This window comes from Thermobifida fusca NBRC 14071 = JCM 3263 (genome assembly GCF_001592045.1).
Taxonomy (GTDB): domain Bacteria; phylum Actinomycetota; class Actinomycetes; order Streptosporangiales; family Streptosporangiaceae; genus Thermobifida; species Thermobifida fusca.
This window is the reverse complement of sequence record NZ_BCWB01000038.1, coordinates 12689-30910: the sequence shown is the minus strand read 5'-3', so window position 1 is coordinate 30910 and position 18222 is coordinate 12689. Positions and strand designations below refer to the sequence as shown.

18 protein-coding genes are annotated in these 18222 nt (G+C 68.9%); 1 reads left to right on the top strand and 17 read right to left on the bottom strand.

Annotated elements, in window-relative coordinates:
- Positions 1 to 20: 20 nt before the first annotated feature.
- From TF1_RS08835 to TF1_RS08760, 16 genes are all read right to left on the bottom strand, one after another.
- Positions 21 to 2624 carry an L-aspartate oxidase gene (locus TF1_RS08835; RefSeq protein WP_061783803.1) on the bottom strand — a complete coding sequence of 868 codons (2604 nt, stop codon included), beginning with the start codon at positions 2622 to 2624 and terminating at the stop codon, positions 21 to 23.
- A 33-nt stretch (positions 2625 to 2657) separates the two neighbouring features.
- Positions 2658 to 3548 carry a pantoate--beta-alanine ligase gene (panC, locus tag TF1_RS08830; protein ID WP_011293307.1) on the bottom strand — a complete coding sequence of 297 codons (891 nt, stop codon included), beginning with the start codon at positions 3546 to 3548 and terminating at the stop codon, positions 2658 to 2660.
- A gap of 33 nt (positions 3549 to 3581) precedes the next feature.
- Positions 3582 to 4472: a Rossmann-like and DUF2520 domain-containing protein gene (locus TF1_RS08825; RefSeq protein ID WP_016189356.1), complete on the bottom strand. Its 891-nt coding sequence runs from the start codon at positions 4470 to 4472 to the stop codon at positions 3582 to 3584.
- A gap of 293 nt (positions 4473 to 4765) precedes the next feature.
- Positions 4766 to 5005 (bottom strand): chaplin family protein, encoded by a 240-nt coding sequence (locus tag TF1_RS08820; RefSeq protein WP_011293309.1) that lies wholly within the window; start codon positions 5003 to 5005, stop codon positions 4766 to 4768.
- 333 nt (positions 5006 to 5338) lie between these two features.
- Entirely contained in the window at positions 5339 to 7639 is a 2301-nt protein-coding gene (locus TF1_RS08815; RefSeq protein ID WP_011293310.1) for a PH domain-containing protein, read from the bottom strand.
- Positions 7640 to 7642: 3 nt separating this feature from the next.
- On the bottom strand, positions 7643 to 8209 hold the full coding sequence (locus TF1_RS08810; protein ID WP_011293311.1) for a PH domain-containing protein: 567 nt from the start codon (positions 8207 to 8209) through the stop codon (positions 7643 to 7645).
- A 91-nt stretch (positions 8210 to 8300) separates the two neighbouring features.
- On the bottom strand, positions 8301 to 8741 hold the full coding sequence (locus tag TF1_RS08805) for a DUF3180 domain-containing protein (protein ID WP_049754991.1): 441 nt from the start codon (positions 8739 to 8741) through the stop codon (positions 8301 to 8303).
- Positions 8742 to 8794: 53 nt separating this feature from the next.
- Positions 8795 to 9319 carry a 2-amino-4-hydroxy-6-hydroxymethyldihydropteridine diphosphokinase gene (gene folK / locus TF1_RS08800; protein WP_011293313.1) on the bottom strand — a complete coding sequence of 175 codons (525 nt, stop codon included), beginning with the start codon at positions 9317 to 9319 and terminating at the stop codon, positions 8795 to 8797.
- Positions 9316 to 9696 (bottom strand): dihydroneopterin aldolase, encoded by a 381-nt coding sequence (gene folB / locus TF1_RS08795; RefSeq protein WP_011293314.1) that lies wholly within the window; start codon positions 9694 to 9696, stop codon positions 9316 to 9318. The genes folK and folB overlap by 4 nt, the downstream gene beginning before the upstream one ends.
- A complete protein-coding gene (locus TF1_RS08790) occupies positions 9693 to 10130 on the bottom strand; it encodes a nuclear transport factor 2 family protein (protein WP_011293315.1) in 438 nt (145 codons plus the stop codon). Before TF1_RS08790 ends, folB begins: the two co-directional genes overlap by 4 nt.
- Positions 10127 to 11035, bottom strand: a complete 909-nt coding sequence (gene folP / locus TF1_RS08785) for a dihydropteroate synthase (protein ID WP_011293316.1) — start codon at positions 11033 to 11035, stop codon at positions 10127 to 10129. Before folP ends, TF1_RS08790 begins: the two co-directional genes overlap by 4 nt.
- Positions 11036 to 11149: 114 nt before the next feature.
- Positions 11150 to 11773, bottom strand: a complete 624-nt coding sequence (gene folE, locus TF1_RS08780) for a GTP cyclohydrolase I FolE (protein WP_011293317.1) — start codon at positions 11771 to 11773, stop codon at positions 11150 to 11152.
- Positions 11766 to 13814 (bottom strand): ATP-dependent zinc metalloprotease FtsH, encoded by a 2049-nt coding sequence (gene ftsH / locus TF1_RS08775; protein WP_011293318.1) that lies wholly within the window; start codon positions 13812 to 13814, stop codon positions 11766 to 11768. Before ftsH ends, folE begins: the two co-directional genes overlap by 8 nt.
- A 342-nt stretch (positions 13815 to 14156) precedes the next feature.
- Positions 14157 to 14711, bottom strand: coding sequence for a hypoxanthine phosphoribosyltransferase (hpt, locus tag TF1_RS08770; RefSeq protein WP_011293319.1), 555 nt, complete (start codon positions 14709 to 14711; stop codon positions 14157 to 14159).
- Positions 14712 to 14872: 161 nt separating this feature from the next.
- Positions 14873 to 15847, bottom strand: coding sequence for a tRNA lysidine(34) synthetase TilS (tilS, locus tag TF1_RS08765; protein WP_011293320.1), 975 nt, complete (start codon positions 15845 to 15847; stop codon positions 14873 to 14875).
- Positions 15848 to 15865: 18 nt separating this feature from the next.
- Positions 15866 to 16969 (bottom strand): zinc-dependent metalloprotease, encoded by a 1104-nt coding sequence (locus tag TF1_RS08760; protein ID WP_041428253.1) that lies wholly within the window; start codon positions 16967 to 16969, stop codon positions 15866 to 15868.
- A 179-nt stretch (positions 16970 to 17148) separates the two neighbouring features.
- Here TF1_RS08760 and TF1_RS08755 point away from each other — a divergent pair, with 179 nt between their 5' ends.
- Positions 17149 to 17550 (top strand): hypothetical protein, encoded by a 402-nt coding sequence (locus tag TF1_RS08755; RefSeq protein ID WP_016189362.1) that lies wholly within the window; start codon positions 17149 to 17151, stop codon positions 17548 to 17550.
- On the opposite strand, the gene TF1_RS08750 is transcribed toward TF1_RS08755, so the two are convergent.
- Positions 17540 to 18079: a hypothetical protein gene (locus TF1_RS08750; protein WP_011293323.1), complete on the bottom strand. Its 540-nt coding sequence runs from the start codon at positions 18077 to 18079 to the stop codon at positions 17540 to 17542. The genes TF1_RS08755 and TF1_RS08750 overlap by 11 nt on opposite strands.
- Positions 18080 to 18222: the final 143 nt, after the last annotated feature.

The following is an 18222-nucleotide window of genomic DNA, read 5'->3' as shown; positions in this document are numbered from 1 at the left end:
CAAAAGGGGGTCGCTGTCGGTCAGAAGTTCTCACGGAGATCGAGCGCGATGTCCAGTGCGGGACTGGAGTGGGTGAGCGCGCCAACCGCAAGATAGTCCACTCCGGTGGCCGCCACATCCGCTGCCCGATCGAGGGTGAGCCCGCCGCTGGCCTCCAAGCGGGCGCGGCCCGCGACCAGAGCGACTGCTTCCCGCAGTTCGGGCACGGTGAAGTTGTCGAGCAGGATCTCTTCCGCGCCCGCGGCCAGCGCCGGTTCGATCTGGTCGATCCGGTCGACTTCCACCTCCAGCGGGATGTCGGGAAAACGCTCCCGGACTGCTCGCACTGCTTCGGCTACTCCCCCGGCCGCGGCGATGTGGTTGTCCTTGATCAAAGCGGCATCCGCGAGCCCGAAGCGGTGGTTGACCCCGCCGCCGCAGCGAACCGCGTATTTTTCCAGGACGCGCAGGCCCGGGTGGGTTTTGCGGCTGTCCCGAATCGCGGCTTTAGTGCCGGCTACCGCGTCCACCCAGGCGCGGGTGGCGGTAGCGATCCCCGACAGGTGGGTGAGGAAGTTCAGGGCGGTCCGTTCCGCGGTGAGCAGGTCGCGGGTGCGCGCAGTGACCGTCATGAGAATGTCGCCGCGTTTGACGGAGTCGCCGTCGCGAGCGTGCCGGATCACTTCGACAACGCCTTCGCATACGAGGCGGAAGACGAGTTCCGCGAGGGGCAGCCCGGCGACCACCCCGTCCCGGCGGGCGACTACGTCGGCGGTGCGGATCTGTGCGGGGGGAATCGTGGCGACCGTGGTGACGTCGACCTGGTGTCCGGAGCAGTCCTCGGCGAGCGCGGTGCGGATGAGCTCTTCGTGCCATGCCACGGCGGGCCGGGTTTTCTCCGGTGCGGCTCCGCGCAGCGCAGCTTCGGGCACGGTGATCCGGTTGAGCTCCTCGACGAGTTCCTCCGGCAGCGTGTAGGGGCGCATCGACGTGTCCTCCCTGATTCCCGACGGGTCGAGGATGAAGGTCCGGGAGCGTGCCTGAGCCGACGGCTGCTCGTAGTCGGCCCGCCAGTGGGAGCCGCGGGTTTCCTGGCGGCGTTCCGCTGCCCGCACCAGGGCCCAGGCGACGGTGAGCAGGTTGGTGGCCTGCCAGGCGGGCACGCCCGGCGCGGGGTTGGTGGCGGTAGCGCGGGCGGTGAGCTCTTCCAGTACCGCGGTGGCTTTGGCAAGCCCTGCCGCGTCGCGGCGCACTCCGACGTAGCGGGACATGGCTTCCCGCAGTTCGGGGAGGATCTCCGGGGCCGCGAGCCCGCTGGGGCCGCCTCCGGCGGGCAGGACCGGACCGGTCAACGCGGGAGGCTGCTCGTCGGCGAGGGCGGCGGCGATCCGGTCGGCGAAGACCACTCCTTCGAGCAGGGAGTTGGAGGCGAGCCGGTTGGCTCCGTGCACGCCGGTTCGGGCGGTCTCGCCGACCGCGTACAGTCCGGCGAGGTCGGTGCGCCCGTCGTGGTCGACGCGGATGCCGCCGGACGCGTAGTGCGCGGCCGGGGCGACGGGGATGAGGTCGGTGACCGGGTCGATGCCGTGGGTGCGGCACGAGGCGAGGATGGTGGGGAAGCGGCGTTCCCACTTGTCGGCGCCGAAGTGGCGGGCGTCCAGGTAGACATGGTCGGCGCCGGTTTCGGCCATGGCCCGGGCGATTTCGCGGGCGACGACGTCGCGGGGGGCGAGGTCCGCGAGCTCGTGGACGCCGCGCATGAAGCGGCGGCCGTGCACGTCGACGAGGAACGCGCCTTCGCCGCGGACCGCTTCGGAGACGAGGGGCTGGCGGCCGCGGGCGTGGGCGCCCAGCCACAGCACGGTGGGGTGGAATTGCACGAATTCGAGGTCTTGGACGCGTGCTCCGGCGCGCAGCGCCAACGCGAGACCGTCTCCGGTGGACACTTCCGGGTTGGTGGTGGCGGCGAACACCTGTCCCATGCCTCCGGTGGCGAGCACAACGGCTGTGGCGTGGATTGCGCCCACGCCGTCGCGTTCGCCCTCGCCCATGACGTGCACGGTGACCCCGGCGACCCGGCGCTGCCCCTGGGTGTCGACGCCGACGAGCAGGTCGGGGACGAAAGCGTGTTCGATGAGTTCAATGCGGTCGCAGGCGCGGACCGCTTCGACGAGGGCGCGTTCGATCTCCGCGCCGGTAGCGTCCCCACCGGCGTGTGCGATGCGGTGCGCGCGGTGGCCGCCTTCCCTGGTGAGGGCGAGGTCCCCGGTGTCGGTGCGGTCGAAGACGGTTCCCTGGTCGATCAGCCAGTGCAGGGCTGCGGGGCCTTCGTCAACGAGGATGCGGACCGCGTCTGGGTCGCACAGCCCTGCCCCGGCTTCGATGGTGTCCACCAGGTGGGCCCACGGGTTGTCGCCGGGGTCGACGGCGGCAGCGATCCCGCCTTGTGCCCACCGGGTGGAGCCGTTGGCGATGAGGTCCTTGGTGACGAGCACGACCCTGCCTGTGGGGGTCCGCTCGATGTAGCGCAGTGCGGTGCTGAGCCCTGCGATCCCTGATCCGACGATGACCACATCGGTGTGTGCGGTCCAGCCGGGCTCTGGTGCGGTCAGCCGCAGCGGTATCGGGGCAGGGCTCGCGTTCACAACGAAGCTCCCTTGCGCGGTTGTTGAGGGTGGTTACAGGGTCAGCGGAACGTTATCAATCAGCCTGGTCTCCCCCACCCACGCGGCTACCGCTAGCACTGCGTCGCCCCGGTAGTCGTCGCCCACTTCGGTGAAGGTGGTGGGGTCGACGAGGGCCAGATAGTCGACGCTGACCGGGGGTGTGGCGCGGGCTGCTTCGCTGAGGATGGCGCGGGCGGCGGCAAGCACTGCGGCGGGGCCGGAGGAGGCGGCGTCTGCCCCGGCGAACAGGGCTTTGGACAGGGCGAGCGCGCTGGCGCGCTCTTCAGCGCTCAGGTAGACGTTGCGGCTGGAGGTGGCCAGACCGTCGGGGTCGCGCACGGTCGGTGCAGCCACGATGGTGACGGGCAGGCACAGGTCGCGGACCATGCGGCGCACCACGGCCAGCTGTTGGGCGTCTTTTTGGCCGAAGACCGCCACATCCGGGCGGATGAGGTTGAACAGTTTGTTGACGACGGTGAGCACGCCGTGGAAGAAGCCGGGGCGGAATTCTCCTTCCAGGACTCGGCCCATGCTTCCGGGGTCGACGGTGACGATCTGTCCCAGGCTGTCGCCGTCCGCGTCCGGGTACATGACGTCCACGGTGGGCGCGAAGACCACGTCCACTCCTTCTTCAGCGCAGACGCGCAGGTCGTGGTCGAAGGTGCGGGGGTAGCGGTCGTAGTCTTCGTTGGGTCCGAACTGCAGCGGGTTGACGAAGATGCTGACGGCTACGGATTCGGCGTGTTCGCGGGCTTGGGCGATGAGGCTGCGGTGCCCCGTGTGGAGGGCTCCCATGGTGGGGACCAGAGCAAGACGCCCCAGCTGCGGGCGCAGGGCCTGGATTTCTTCGGCGGTACGGGTCACGACCGGGGTTTTGTGTGCGGAGGCGGTCGATTGAGTCACGGCTGGTCTCCGTTGCTCGGGAAGTTGGGCGTGTCAGGTGAGGACGTCGAGGAGCCGTTCGGCGTCCTGCGGTCTGAGCAGACCCGCCGCGAGCGCGCGGTCCGCGGTGAGGCGGGCCAGCGCGAGGTAGCTCGCGACGCTCTCCGGTGCGTGTTCGCGTAGTTGGGCGAGATGCGTGGCGACGGTGTCGGCGTCTCCACGCATCACCGGCCCACTGAGGCCGTCGATGCCGAGGCGTAGCGCGTTGTCCAGGGCTGCGCCGAGGAGTGGGGCGAGCATGCGGCCGGGGTGGTCGACCCCGGCTTGGGCGAGGAGGGACGCGCTTTCGGTGACGAGGGTGACAAGGTGGTTCGCACCGTGGGCGAGGGCCGCGTGGTAGAGCGCCCGGTATTCTTCGGCGATCCACACGGGTTCGGCCCCCATTTCCATGACGAGGGCCTCGGCGATGGGGCGGAGCGATTCGGGTGAGGTGACTCCGAAAGAGCAGTTGGCCAACCGGGTGAGGTCTTCGTCCCGGCCGGTGAAGGTCATGACCGGGTGGAGGGCGAGCGGGAGTGCCCCGGCCTGGGTGAGGGGGGCGAGCACGCTGTAGCCGTGTGCGCCACTAGCGTGCGCGACGAGTTTTCCCGTGACGGTGACACCGGTGGCAGCGAGTCCGTTGGTGAGCGGAGCGAGGGCGTCATCGGGGACGGTCAGCAGGACCAGGTCGCTTTCCGCGATGACGTCGGCGGGTTCGAGGATCCGGGCGTGGGGCAGGCGGGCGGCGACCCGCTGCCGTGACGCCTCGGAGATCGCTGCGGCCGCGACGACGCGGTGTCCGGCGCGTTCGAGTGCCGCACCGAGTGCTGACCCGACCCGGCCCGGGCCGATGACCCCGACGGCGAGCCGTGCGGGGCGCTGCCGTGTGTCATGCGCCGTGTTCATGGCATTCGTTCCAGTCCACTCGGGTACCGGACTTGTCGACGGCTGGGTGTGTTCGCGAGGTGGTCTCCGAAACGGTGGCTGTGGCCTCGACTCCGGAACGGTCCGTCAGACACGCTCTAGGTTACTTGCCGGTTGCGTCCCGGTGACACGTGGGGGCGGGCCTCCGGAACCACGACAACGGCCGACACCGACCGGAAGGTCGGCGTCGGCCGTTCAGCGGATACCACCAGGATTGTCCTGACGCCGATGGGGCTGTGCGGGCCCCATGTCACCGCAAGCTAGGGGTGCGGGTGTTAGTTGAGGACGGCGGCGCCGGAGTACCAGCAGCCCGCGTTGGCGAAGCCGAGGATGGCGATCGCGTTGCCGCAGACGTTGACCGGCACGTTGGCGTCGACGACGAGCTGGTTGCCGCCGAGGATCGATCCCTTTCCGGAGGTGATGATGTCGTCTCCGGAGTGGGCGAGGGCGGTGCCCGTCAGGCTCAGGGTCGTGGCGGCGGTGACAGCGGCGACGGCGAGGATCTTCTTCAGCACGTTTCTTCCCTCCAGAGGGTCGGGGGAATAGGGGGGCCCGACCCATTGACGATGGGTGTTGTGGCGAACACTTGGTGTGTTCGGGCTCCATCTAGCCACATCTTCCGCCGCTTTGTGGCCCATTTCGCGAATGTGAATAACTAAGCGAATCTATTCAGTGACTGTTTGTGGCTGACATGTCGTGATTTGGTACCGAAAAACTCCACACCACCACCCCGTTTGTGTGCCATAGATCACTTTCCGCTGGTGGGGCGGTTACTGGGCTCCTGATGCGAAATCCCCGTCCCTGTCGGGCTTTCCGGGGCGTGCCCCGCCGCACGCGGGCAGCAAACTTCAGACCGGTTCCCCTCGAATGGCCCACCGCTCGGGCCCTCCGGTCTGGGCACGGGCCTGCCGCGCCAGTGCCGTAATCCGGTCCAGTGTTTCCCGCGCCTCCGCCAGCTCAAGCTCCGGGGCACGACCACTCACCGGACCGGCCGGGACCTCCACTTCGACGACAGCGGTACCGCGCCGCTGCTCCAACGGCCCCATCCGCAGCCGCACCGCCTGGATCCGCGCATACGGCACGACCTCCACGATCCGGCAGAACCTGCCGCGTCGGACCACGAACAGCGCGTCGTCCATGCCCAGCTCCTCGGAGCTGCCTTCCCGCGCCCCTGGGCGGAACCGGACCGTGTCCAACCCATTCCCGGGCAGGAAACCGCGCAGCAGCTCGTAGGCGAGCGCTCGAGGCACCACCGGCAGCAGCGTCGTCGAGTCGACCTGCCGCTGCCCTGCGTACCCGGCGATGTTCGCCTCGACCCGCACCACCTGCAGCCACCGCCACAGCAGCGGCTCGACGATACGCACTGCCTGCACCCGCCCCGGCGGCACCGTCTGCATCCGCGCCTGGAACACCCCGTAGCGCACGCGCAGCCCGTCCGGGGAGAGCGAAGCGTAGAAGTCGATGTAGCGCAGCAGCGGCCCCACGAAACCGTGGACCAGCCCGAGCAGGAGCGGCACCGCCCCACCCAGCACGCCCGGCTCGTCGAACGCCCACCCCACCGCAATCAGCGCCCCGAACAGGGCGAAAGCCACCAAAACCGGGATGCGGAACGTGAGCGCGCCGATGAGCAGTGAGAACCGGAGCTGGTACAGCGGCATCTCCGGGGCTTCCGGGAGGTGCTCTGACAGCCCGGCCGCGGCCGCCAAGAGGGCCGCGCGCAACCGTTCCGCCTTCCGCCGGCCGAGATAGCGCAGCCGGACTTCGCCGTGGTCTCCCCCCGCAACCTCGACCCGCAGCTCAGAAAGCCCGACGACCTGCATGAACAGGGGGCGGACCACGTCTACGGCCTGGAGGCGGCTCAACGGGACTTCCCGGACGCGCTGCCGGAACGGGCCGGTGCGCAGGATGAGACGCTCCTCGTGCACTTCGAAACGGGTGTAGTACCAGGACACCACGGACACCATGAGCGACCCCAACGCCACCACCAGCAGCGCCAGCAGGAGCCAGCCGATCCCCAGCGGAAGCAGCAGCGGTCCGGGAAGCGCCAGGAACACGAGCGTGACGATCGCGGCGTTGAGGACGACCGTGGCCCCGTGCAGCCGGTGGGAGCCGGCCGTGATGTCCTCCGTTGCCCCGGTGGGCATGCTGAGCTTAGGCTGCGGCCATGTCCACCCCGGACCGAAAGACGGCGGGGCGAACACCGGCGCCCCCTGCGGCGGCGGTACAGGGCTGTGGGGGCCGCTCCACGGCGCGGAGGCAGGCGGCCTCCCCCACGGGCCGGGGTGCTGCGCCGGACCAGGGTGGGGAGGGTACGCCCCCGCAGGCGGGGGCGGTGTCCGGTGCCCCGGCGCCCAGAACGGTCCGGGAGGCGACACCGGGGGAACGTACGGACGTCCCTGGGTGATCGACGTCGCTGGGAACGCGGGCGCGTGGGCGGGCGCGAAGCGCGGCGCCCCCGGGTGGCGGGGCGGTTCGGCCCGCTGCTCGGCTCCCGGCTGCGGGGAGGCGGCCGGAGGATGGTGGCTGCCGGGACTGGCAGCGGTTGCGGACGGCGCCTGTGCCTGGCGGACCGCGGGCGTCCCCCACAGCGGGGTGCGTCCCCGCTGCGGCGGGGCTGGAGGCGGGCTGGGCGGCGGGGGCGGGTCAGGCGTCGCCTGCTCCCGGTCGGACGCCGCCGCATCCTCGCCGGCGTCGGGCTGTTGCGGCCGCTGAGCCGGGCTGGCAGGCCCCTCTTCCGGGGAACGCCAGGAAATCCGTCCCGCGGCATCGCGAAGCTCGGAGAACGTCCACGCCGCGATCGGCCCGGCGGTCTGGTCCTCGTCTTCGTCGTACTCGTTGGGCGCGGTCACCTCGCGCAGCGGAGGCGCGTCCACGGGGGACAACCGGTCTTCGGAAACGCTGCTCCCCGCATCGGTGGACTCGCCGCTCGCCTCCTGGGGCGGATCCAGTGGTTCCGGTTCCGGCAGCGGCTCTTCGGTGTCGACGCTGTCCTCACCAGCCGGGTCGACCTCCGGAAGCGGCTCGGGAACCGGCAGGTCGCCCTCGTCCCCCAGGTGGGTGTCCTGGTCCCAGGCACGGTATTTGTGGTCCTGGTCTGCTGTGCTCTCCTGTGGCCGCTGTGCCTTCGGGTCGTGTCGTGGATCAGTCACGACTCACAGCCCCGTAGGGAAGGTCTCACCGCGTTCAGCCAGCCGGTCCCGCAGCGCGGCGGCATCCACCAACCGCAACCCGGGGATGCGCATGTCAGCGGTGCTCGCGGCCGTCCGCACCTGGACCGTCGCGATCCCCAGAGCCTGCTCCAGCAGGTTGGCGGTGATGTCCACTACCTGGATCCGGCCGTACGGGATGACCAGCAACTGCCGGATCACCGTGCCGAACGTCAGATAGAAGTCGCTGTCCCCCTCGGCGTACCCCCACGACAACCTGGTCCGTTCCGCGGTGGCCCAGGAAACCACCATGGCGAGCAGGACTAGGGCGGCCACGGCCGCCCCCACCGCCCAGTGCAGCCACATGCCTACGGCAGTACCACCCAGGGCAGCGACCGGGACGGCGAGCAGCGCCGCGAGAATCCTGCGGTACCGGGTGAACGCCGGATCCAACCGGTGCCACTCGGATCCCACGGGTGCGGCGAACGCCCGCTCCAGGGGAGACCCCGGCTCCTTCGGCAGCACGGGGGCCGCCAATCGCGGCATCTTGGATGATTCGGCGAAGTCCACCATTCCAGTCAACCACCCCCGAACGGGCCAACCCCTGCACTGAGCGATAAATTACTCACCGTCTGTCGGTCAAACCGGTCGTGGAAGAGCTCTGCTACCCACTGACCTGGTTGTTTTCATTGCTGTCCGGTGGCACGCGGCAGGCGTACTCCAAAAACACCGCGGCAAGCACCAGCAGCAGTCCCGACAAGGCGGTACCGCCCGCAATAAGGGCGTCCGCTCGGGCGTGCGGACTGTGCAGCCACTCCAGCAGCGCCACAGCAAACCCGGTGAACCCCCCGCAGGCGAGCGCACCGAGCAGCACACTGGCTTTCGCGAACGCCAGCAGCCGCGCCGCGCTGAGCGGCTCGATAGGCTCCGTCCCTGGTTCCCCGCGGATCCGGCGGCGCACCTGAACCGCTGTGATCAACTCCCCGAGCGCCAGCAGCGCCAGCGTAGGAATCGCCGTCCACGGCAGCAGCACCAGGCTGGAGTAGGTTTCCCGCACCACCAGAAACACGATGGTCCCGGTGACCGCGGCAACCGCCAGCGGCATCCGCCAGCCGGTAGGACGTATCCGGCCGTTGCGGCCGTTGTCGCTCGGGGAACTCACCGTGGCACCCGCAATACCAGGTCGTCGCGTCGCCGCACTTCCTGGTCGGCTACCCCCGCGAGCAGGTCGCGGACGGCTCCCCGCCCAGGAAGGACAGCGGCAGGGTCGATGTCGGCCCACGGGCGCAGCACGAAAGCGCGCTCATGAGCGCGGGGGTGCGGCAAGGTCAACTCCGGGTCGGTGCGGACCAGCGCCGCATAGTCGATGATGTCCACGTCCAAGGTGCGCGGCCCCCAGCGCACGTCGCGGACCCGGTGGAACTCTTTTTCCACCTGCTGGGCGCGGGCCAGCAGCGCCTCCGGGGCGAGCACGGTTTCCGCCACCGCTACCGCGTTGAGGTAGTCGTCCTGTTCCGGGCCGCCCACTGGAGCCGTCTCGTAGACCGGGGACACGGCCAGCAGTCGCAGCGCATCGGGGTCAGCGAGCGCATCGAGCGCGCCCTGCAGCGCGGCCAGGCGGTCCCCCAGGTTGCTGCCCAACGCCAGCACCACGCGGCTGGCCTTGCTCCAGTCGGTACTCACCCGCGCCTCCGGGAAATGGTGACGGACACGTCGTCGAACCGGTGTTGGATCGGCGCTTCAGGCTTGTGCACCGTGACGTCGACCGCCACCACCCGGGGGTCGGTCAGGCACACGTCGGCGAGCCGCTGGGCAAGCGTCTCGATCAGGTTCACGGGCTCGCCCTCAATCACGTCGACCAGGCGGCTGCTCAGTTCGCCGTAGTCGACCGTGTCCGTGAGGCTGTCAGTCCGCGCGGCCGGACGCGTGTCCACACCCAAGACCACGTCCACGACGAACTCCTGCCCCTCGTGCCGTTCGAAGTCGAACACCCCGTGCCGGCCCCGGGCCCGGAGCCCGCGTATCGCGATCCGATCCAACGGTTCGAACGTCTCAGTCATGCGCCCTCGAGGTCCTCTTGGAGGATCACTGGCGAAGCGTGGTGCGACCACATCCGCCAGCCCTGCTCGGTCTCCACGAACAGGTTGGTAGCCACCACCCGGCCGCCCGCAACGAACCCGGGCTCGTCGTCCTCAGCGGTCAGCACGTTCTCCTCGCAGGTGACCATGGCGATCGTGCCGCTGACTCCCACGTGGGTTCCGGTGAGCACGTACTGGATGTACGGGATGTTTGCCATGACCAGCGACCAGGCCCGCATGATCTCGGCGCGTCCCCGCAGCATCGGCCAGCCCGGGTTGACGCAGACAAGGTCGGGAGCCTGCCCTTCTTCAGCCCACACGCGGTCCATGAGATCGATGTCGCCGGTTTCGATGGCCTGGTAGAAGTCAGCGTTGACCGCGGCCACCCGCTCCTCGATCTCTTGCCGGGACCTCACTGGCCGCCCCGCACCCGGGGGATCTCGGCGCGCCCGTCGATGAGGGCGGTCCCGCCGCTCCGCCACGCTTGGGCGACGCGCACCGCGTCCGCGTTGGGGCGCACCTCGTGGACGCGGACCGCCCAGGCGCCGTGGAACGCAGCCAACGCGGTCACGGCGACCGTGGCGTCGTCGCACTCCGTGAAACTGCGCGGGTTGCCGTCCGCGTCGCTGAGCAGCCGCCCTAAGAAGCGTTTGCGGGATCCGCCGATGAGGATCGGGCGGCCCAGCTGGGCGAAGCGGTCCAGGTGCGCCAACAGCGCCCAGTTGTGCCCCTTCTCCGGGCTTTTCGCGAACCCCAGCCCAGGGTCGATGATGATCTGGCCCGGGTCGACCCCCTCATCAACCACGGCCGTCATGCGCTGCTCCAGCTCGTCGTAGACCTCTTGCACGACGTCGGTGTACACGGCGCGTTTCTGCATGTCATGACTATGCCCACGCCAGTGCATCAATACATAGGAGACACCGGTGGACGCTACGAGGCGGGCCATCGCCGGGTCCGCCATCCCCCCGCTGACGTCGTTGACGAGCACCGCGCCCGCGTCCACGGCCGCCGCGGCGACCTCCGCGCGCATGGTGTCAACGCTGACGACGACTCCCTGCCGGGCCAGTTCGGTGACCACCGGCAGCACCCGGCGCAGCTCCTCGTCCGCGGGGACCCGCTGCGCACCGGGCTGTGTGGACTCGCCGCCCACATCGACGATGTCCGCGCCCTCCCCGACCATCCGCAGACCGTGCTCGATCGCCCGACCAGCGTCGAACCATCGGCCACCGTCGGAGAACGAGTCAGGGGTGACGTTGACGACCCCCATCACCAGGCAGCGTTCTTCGACCGGAAGACCGGGAAGTTCCTTTGTCGTCGCCATAGTCGTCAGCCTACAGATTTCCCGCCAGCGTCCAGGTTTTCTGGCCTTCTCCCCGGTATCTCCCCGGTCGTGCCCGGGGCGCGGGTCAAGTTTCCCTCAAGGAAACAGCGGAGCTCACCGGCGTCCCAGGATGAGGTCCATCGCCTCGGCGCGGGTCTTGTAGCTCTCCCGGAACGCGCCGCGCACCGCGGACGTCACGGTTTTCGCCCCCGGTTTCCGCACACCGCGCATGGTCATGCACAGGTGCTCGGCTTCGACGACCACGATGACGCCGCGCGGCTCCAACCGCTCCATCAACGCGTCTGCGACCTGCGACGTCAACCGCTCCTGCACTTGGGGGCGGCGGGCGTAGATGTCGACGAGACGGGCCAGTTTGGACAGTCCGGTGATCCGGCCGTCCGTGTTGGGGATGTACCCCACGTGCGCAGCCCCGTAGAAGGGGACAAGGTGGTGCTCGCACGTGGAGTACAACTCGATGTCCTTGACCAGCACCATCTCTTCGTGGTTGGCCTCGAACACCGTGGTCAGCACGTCCTCGGGGCGCTGGCTGAGCCCAGCGAACTGCTCCGCGAAGGCCCGTGCGACCCGGGCCGGGGTCTCCACGAGACCGTCCCGATCCGGGTCCTCGCCGATAGCCAGCAGGATTTCCCGCACCGCTTTCTCGATCCGCGGCTGGTCGATCCCCGCGGGGGCGAGACCCGCGTCGGTATCACCAACCCGGTATTCGTACTCAGTCACGGTCTGCTCCAGGATTGGCGTCTCCCGGACCGGCCTTGCGGTCGTGCTTCTGTTCCCAGCTCAGTTCGCCGGCGGTGTTCGCCTGTCCGTTGCTGCCCCCGACGAGGTCTTCCACGTCCTTGGGGCCCATCAGGGCGAGCTCCTTGGGGGTGAGGACCGGCGGCTTGTCTGAGGGGATCCGCTTGCCGTACCCCTTGTAGGAGCCGCGGGACGGGCGTTTACGCACCGGGGCGAAGATCTCCAGGACCTCCTCCTTGGACAGGGTCTCCTTGTCCAGCAGCTGGAGCACCAGCTCGTCGAGGACGTCCCGGTATTCGACGAGGATCTCCCACGCTTCGTCGTGGGCGGCTTCGATAAGGCGGCGCACTTCCTCGTCGATGAGGGCCGCGATCTCCTCGGAGTATTCGCGGCTGTGCGCCATCTCCCGGCCCAGGAACGGTTCGGTGTTGCTGTTGCCGAACTTGCGGGCACCGAGCCGTTCACTCATGCCGTACTCGGTGACCATGCTGCGGGCCAGGTTGGTGGCCTTCTCGATGTCGTTGGCCGCGCCGGTGGTGGGCTCGTGGAAGACCAGCTCCTCGGCGGCACGTCCACCCAGCATCATGGCCAACTGGTCCATCATCTCGGAACGCGAGGTGAGGAATTTGTCCTCGGTCGGCAGCGACATGGTGTAGCCGAGGGCACGGCCGCGCGGCAGGATGGTGACCTTGTGCACCGGGTCGGCGTTCGGCAGAGCGTGGCCCACCAGGGCGTGCCCGCCCTCGTGGTAGGCGATGATCTTCTTCTCCGCCTCGGACATGACGCGGCTCTTGCGCTCCGGCCCCGCGATGACGCGGTCGATGGCCTCCTCCAAGGTGGCCATGTCGATCTGCTGCTTGCCGCGGCGGGCCGTCAGCAGGGCCCCCTCGTTGATCACGTTGGCCAGGTCGGCACCGGTGAACCCGGGGGTGCGCCGGGCGATGACGTCGAGGTCGACGTCGGGGCCGAGCGGCTTGCCTTGGGCGTGCACCCGGAGAATGCCTTTGCGGCCCTCCAGGTCGGGACGGTCCACGACAATCTGCCGGTCGAAACGGCCGGGGCGCAGCAGCGCCGGGTCGAGGATGTCCGGACGGTTCGTCGCGGCGATCAGGATGACCCCGCCCCGGGAGTCGAAGCCGTCCATTTCCACGAGCAACTGGTTGAGGGTCTGCTCGCGTTCGTCGTGGCCGCCGCCCATGCCGGCGCCGCGGTGGCGGCCAACCGCGTCGATCTCGTCGATGAAGATGATCGCGGGGGCGTTGGCCTTGGCCTGCTCGAACAGGTCGCGGACCCGGGAGGCGCCCACACCGACGAACATTTCGACGAAGTCCGAACCGGAGATGGAGTAGAACGGCACTCCCGCTTCGCCTGCGACAGCCCGGGCCAGCAGGGTCTTACCGGTACCGGGCGGACCATACAGGAGCACACCTTTGGGGATCTTGGCGCCCAGGCTCTGGAACTTCCCCGGGTTCTGCAGGAAGTCCTTGATCTCCTTGAGCTCTTCGATCGCCTCGTCTGCTCCCGCCACGTCAGCGAAGGTGGTCTTGGGAGTGTCTTTGGAGATCAGCTTTGCCCGAGACTTGCCGAAGTTCATGACCCGGGAGCCGCCGCCTTGCATCTGGTTCATGATGAAGAAGAAGACGGCGATGACCAGCAGGAGCGGCAGGAAGCTGAAGAGCAGGGATAGCCAGATGTTGTCGCCGGGAACCTCGACGTCGTACGCCTCCAGGTTGCCGCCCTGGTTGGCGCGGAGAGCTTCGGCCAGCTCAGCGCCCTGGCCGTCCACCCAGTAAGCCTCATACAGCTTGCCGTCAACGGTGGTCAGCTCGATGCGCTGGTCCTTGTCAATGATCTTGGCATCCCTGACCTGGTCCTGCTCGATCAGGGTGAAGACCTTCGACGTGTCGGTCTTGACGTGTTCGGGTCCACTGCCCCATCCCATGAACTGGGAGGTCACCAGGAGCATGAGCAGGATGGCAATGAACCACAGCCACGGTCCACGGTACAAACGCTTCAGATTCATCGATACGGAACCCCGCCGGGCCCGTCCCTTCTAACAGCGGTCCCTCCGAATACCGCCAGAGGTGTCGGTTGCGTCGGCGGTCCGGGGCGACGATCCGCTGTCGTACCGGACCGTGCCGCGCGACACGGCACCTCATGCCGACCGCCGGAAGCGGGACCTGTCGGACATGTGCTCCCTACAATGATGCCGGGATAATCGACGGTACACCCAGCCCCTGCCGGATCACTCAGGTGATGCGGCAGCGCGCCGGAGTTGTCCCGTCATGGACGCAACGCTCAACGGCGCCTCCGTTGTTCCCGCCCCGGGTCGCTTCCGGAACGAGACCTGCCTCTCAGCCGCGAATCAGTCGTCGTACACGTGCGGGGCGAGAGTCGCGATGAACGGCAGGTTGCGGTACTTCTCGGCGTAGTCCAGGCCGTATCCGACGATGAACTCGTTGGGCAGGTCGAAGCCGACGTATTTGACGTCCAGGTCGACGTTGAACGCCATCGGCTTGCGCACCATGGTGCAGATCTCCACCGACGCCGGGTGTCGCGATTTGAGGTTGCCGACCAGCCAGGACAGGGTGAGCCCGGAGTCGATGACGTCTTCGACGATCAGCACATTGCGCCCCTGGATGTCGGTGTCCAGGTCTTTGAGGATGCGGACGACACCGGAGGAGGTGGTCCCCGCCCCGTAGGAGGAGACCGCCATCCAGTCCATCTCACAGGGGTGGTGAAGTTCGCGGGCCAGGTCGGCCATCACCATGACCGCGCCCTTGAGGACACCGACGAGCAGCAAGTCCTTTCCTGCGTAGTCGGCGTCGATTTCGGCTGCCAACTCCCGGGTGCGGGTCCTGATCTGTTCCTCGGTGACCAGGATTTTGTCCAGGGCGGAGCCCATGTCCTTCGCGTCCACGCTTCAGGTCCTCGCTGCTCAGACGGGGAGTTCTTGCTGGATTCAAGGATAAACGGACCAAACGTCGGCATTTTCGTCCCCCTCCGGACAGGAGGAGCGTACCGATTCGGACAGTACTCCGTCGCACCGTACCGTGCACAACTCTCCCTGCCGGCGGCCGCTCAGTCAGCGGAGACGATGATCTGCCCGTCGTGTCTTCGGCCCCGCCGGGCTCCGGGAAGGTCGACGTGGCTCTGCCCCCGCCACTCGGTGACGAGCCGGTCCAACGCGAAGACGTGCTCCGCGGTGAGGGCGCCCGCGGGGCATCCCGCGGCTAGGGCGATGCGGCGCAGCAGGCGGGTGCGGATCGCGCGCGGCAGGCCCGCCAGTCCGGCGGCGTCCAAGGCGGTCGGCCCCCGTCCCACCTGCTGCTGGGCCTGGTCGGCCCACGCATCAAGGGCATCGGCGTCGTCGCGCAGCAGGGTGGCGGTCCGCGCGAGGGCTTCGGTGATCCCCGGCCCCAGGACGCGTTCCAATACGGGCAGGGCCTCGTGGCGGACCCGGGAGCGGGTGTAGGCGGGGTCGGTGTTATGCGGGTCGGACCAGGGTTCGAAACCCATGAGCGACGCCGCTTCGTGGACGGTGCGCCGGTCCACGTCCAGGAACGGGCGCAGATAGCGGCCGGTGCGGGTGGCCATGGCCGCCAGTGAACGCGCCCCGGATCCGCGGGCGAGCCGCAAGAGCACGGTCTCGGCCTGGTCGTCGCGGGTGTGCCCCAGCAGCACCGCGGCTGCCTGGTGGACGTCGGCGGTTTTCTCCAGGGCCGCGTACCGGGCGCTGCGGGCCGCGGCTTCCGGTCCCCCCGCCGTGCCGACGGTCACCGAGACCCGTTCCACGGGGTCGAAGCCGAGGTTACGGAGGAGCGCTGCCACAGTGTCGGCGCGTTCCGCTGAGCCTTCCTGGAGTCCGTGGTCGACGGTGACCCCGCCAGCGCGCAGGCCGAGGCGGGGGGCGACGAAGGCGGTGGCTCCCGCGAGCGCCAGCGAGTCAGGGCCGCCGCTGCAGGCCACGAGCACCAGACTGCCGGCGGGCAGGTCCCGCAGCGCGCGGCGTACCGCGGTGCGCACCAGCGCGACAGGAGGCGGCGGTCCGCTCACACGTGCTCCTGTTCGTGGTTACTCGGTTTCGGGCTCCTCGCCTGGGGTGAGCGGGAGCGGCGGGTGGAGGACGCGGGTGATCCATGCCTGCGGGTCGCGGATCTCCGCCAGGGTGGGCAGGGTGTCGGGCGACTCCCAGACCCGGTTGAAGTTCGCCATGCCGACGCGGGCCACCACGGTGCGCACGAAGGCCGCGCCTTCCTCGTACTGCTTCAGTTTCAGGTCGAGGCCGAGCAGTTGCCGGATGGCTTTGTCGATGCGGTTTCCGCCGTGGCGGCGACGCTGGAAGCGGCGCCGGATCTCGGCGACGCTCGGCACCACTTGCGGACCGACCGCGTCCATCACGTAGTCGCCGTGGCCTTCAGCCAGGGTCATGACCGCGGTGATGCGGTCGAGGATCTCACTCTGTTCTTCGGTTTGGAAGATGTCGATGAGGTTGGCTTCGTTGCCGCGGATCACCTCGGCGACGGCTTCCCCTACCGCGCGCAGCCGTTCCACGAAGTCGCCGGCGCTCAGGTGGGAGGCGCGCAGGTAGTCGGTGATGAGTTGCTGCACGTAGCCGCGCAGCCACGGGTTGGCGGTGAACTGGGTGCGGTGGGTTTCTTCGTGCAGGCACACCCACAGGCGGAAGTCGTGCGGGTCGACGTCGAGTTCCTGCTCTGCCTGCACGATGTTGGGCGCTACGAGGGTGAGGCGGCCGGTGGGGGCTTTTCCTTCAGGGTCGGGCGGCAGGAACAGTTCGTACTGGCCGAGGACTCGGCCGGCGAGGTAGGCGAGGACCGCGCCCAGTTGCGCCCCGGTGACCCGGGAGCCAACCGCCGTGGTGATGGTGCCCACCGGGGAGCTGCTGAGCGTGGAGGGGCCGAGGGCCTCGAGGACCGGGTCGAGGACGACCCGGAAACCGTCGACGTTCGCCCTGATCCACCCCGGGCGGTCGACGATGGTGGCGGGGCCCGCCGGTTCGAGACTGGTCAACCCCGTGAAATCACGCACATGGGTCTGTGCGATCACGGAGAGTTCTCGCAGTTGGGCCACTGCTTGCCGGGCCTCAGCGAGACTGATGTTCGGACCGGGCCGCACGAGGCGCACACCGGTGTTGACAGCTACGTCCCAGTCGATCAAAGTCACCTTTTCACCGTACCCACTGGGTCCCCGCTCATTAGGGATCAGCGAGTATTTCGGGGTTTTCTCCACGGACGCCTGTGGTGTTGCGGAGCGTGACCGCTGCGAGGCCGGGTCTTGTACGCCGGGGAAGCCTTTTGTCACGCTTGCGCTATCGAACTGGTGTTCGAATAACGGTTATGCTTGGCGGCATGGCCGAACGACGGTTGCCTGAGGAGTGGCCCGCGGGGGTGCACCCTTATTGGGCTGAGGATTTTCCGCAGAGCGCGGCGGAGTGGCTGCTGGGCCTGCTTCCCGCCGACTACCGAATCCACGGGGTGCTGCGCAGGTATCCGGCGGCGCTGTCCGCGCTGGCGGTGCGCTATGTGCGGGCGGAACTGGCCGCGGCCCGGGAAGGGTACCGGGCCGCCCCGGACGACCTGGTCGGTCTCCTGCCCCGGGCCGCGGTGGAGCAGGTCAGGGAGGTCTACCGCGCGGAGGGCAGCCGCCTTGCGCGCACGCTCCGCGCAGTCGAAGCCGTTGATCGCGCCTTGCGCTCCATCAGTCCTGGACCGTCCGGTGAATCCCAGGTCAGGCAGTGACCCGCACCACGACGGCGGGTTCGGAGCCGGTGTTGACGAGCTGGCGGCCGTCTACTCCGCCGAGCACTCGGGTGCGGCCCGCTACCAGTTCTTGCACCGCCAGCAGCCGACCGTCGCTTCCGATGATCACCGCGTGCATCCGGCCGTGGACCACCAGCAGCACATCACCGTGCACGGGGGCGGTCGGGCGGGCGGCAGGCAGGGTGACGAATCCGTTGGGGGCCAGCGCTACCACGCTCATCCGCATTCGTCCAGGCACCCGCTGCCGCACCGGGCGCGGGGGACGCTGCCACTGGCCGTACTGCCGCGGCCACAGCTCGGGCTGGGCGAGGAGTGCGGCGGCGCGCCGGGCCGCGGTGGTCAACTGGCCCACGGTCGGCACCGCGCGGGCCGCGAGATGCGCGTAGCCGCTAGCTTCGCCGGCCATCACGATGTCCCCGATCCCTTCCGGGGAAACGGTGATCGTTTCGTTGCGTTCCGTGACGGACGTAGTGGACGAAGCGGAAACAGTGGGCATACCGGAGAACATGGGCGGTGGTCCTTCGTGAAGTTCAGTCAGCCCCCGCAATGCCGAGCGGGGTGCGATCAGGCAGAGAAATGGCTCACGGGAGCCCGGTTCGCGCGAGGATGCGTGAGAAGACGCACGCGGGAGAGCCGCCGCACGAGGGCTCT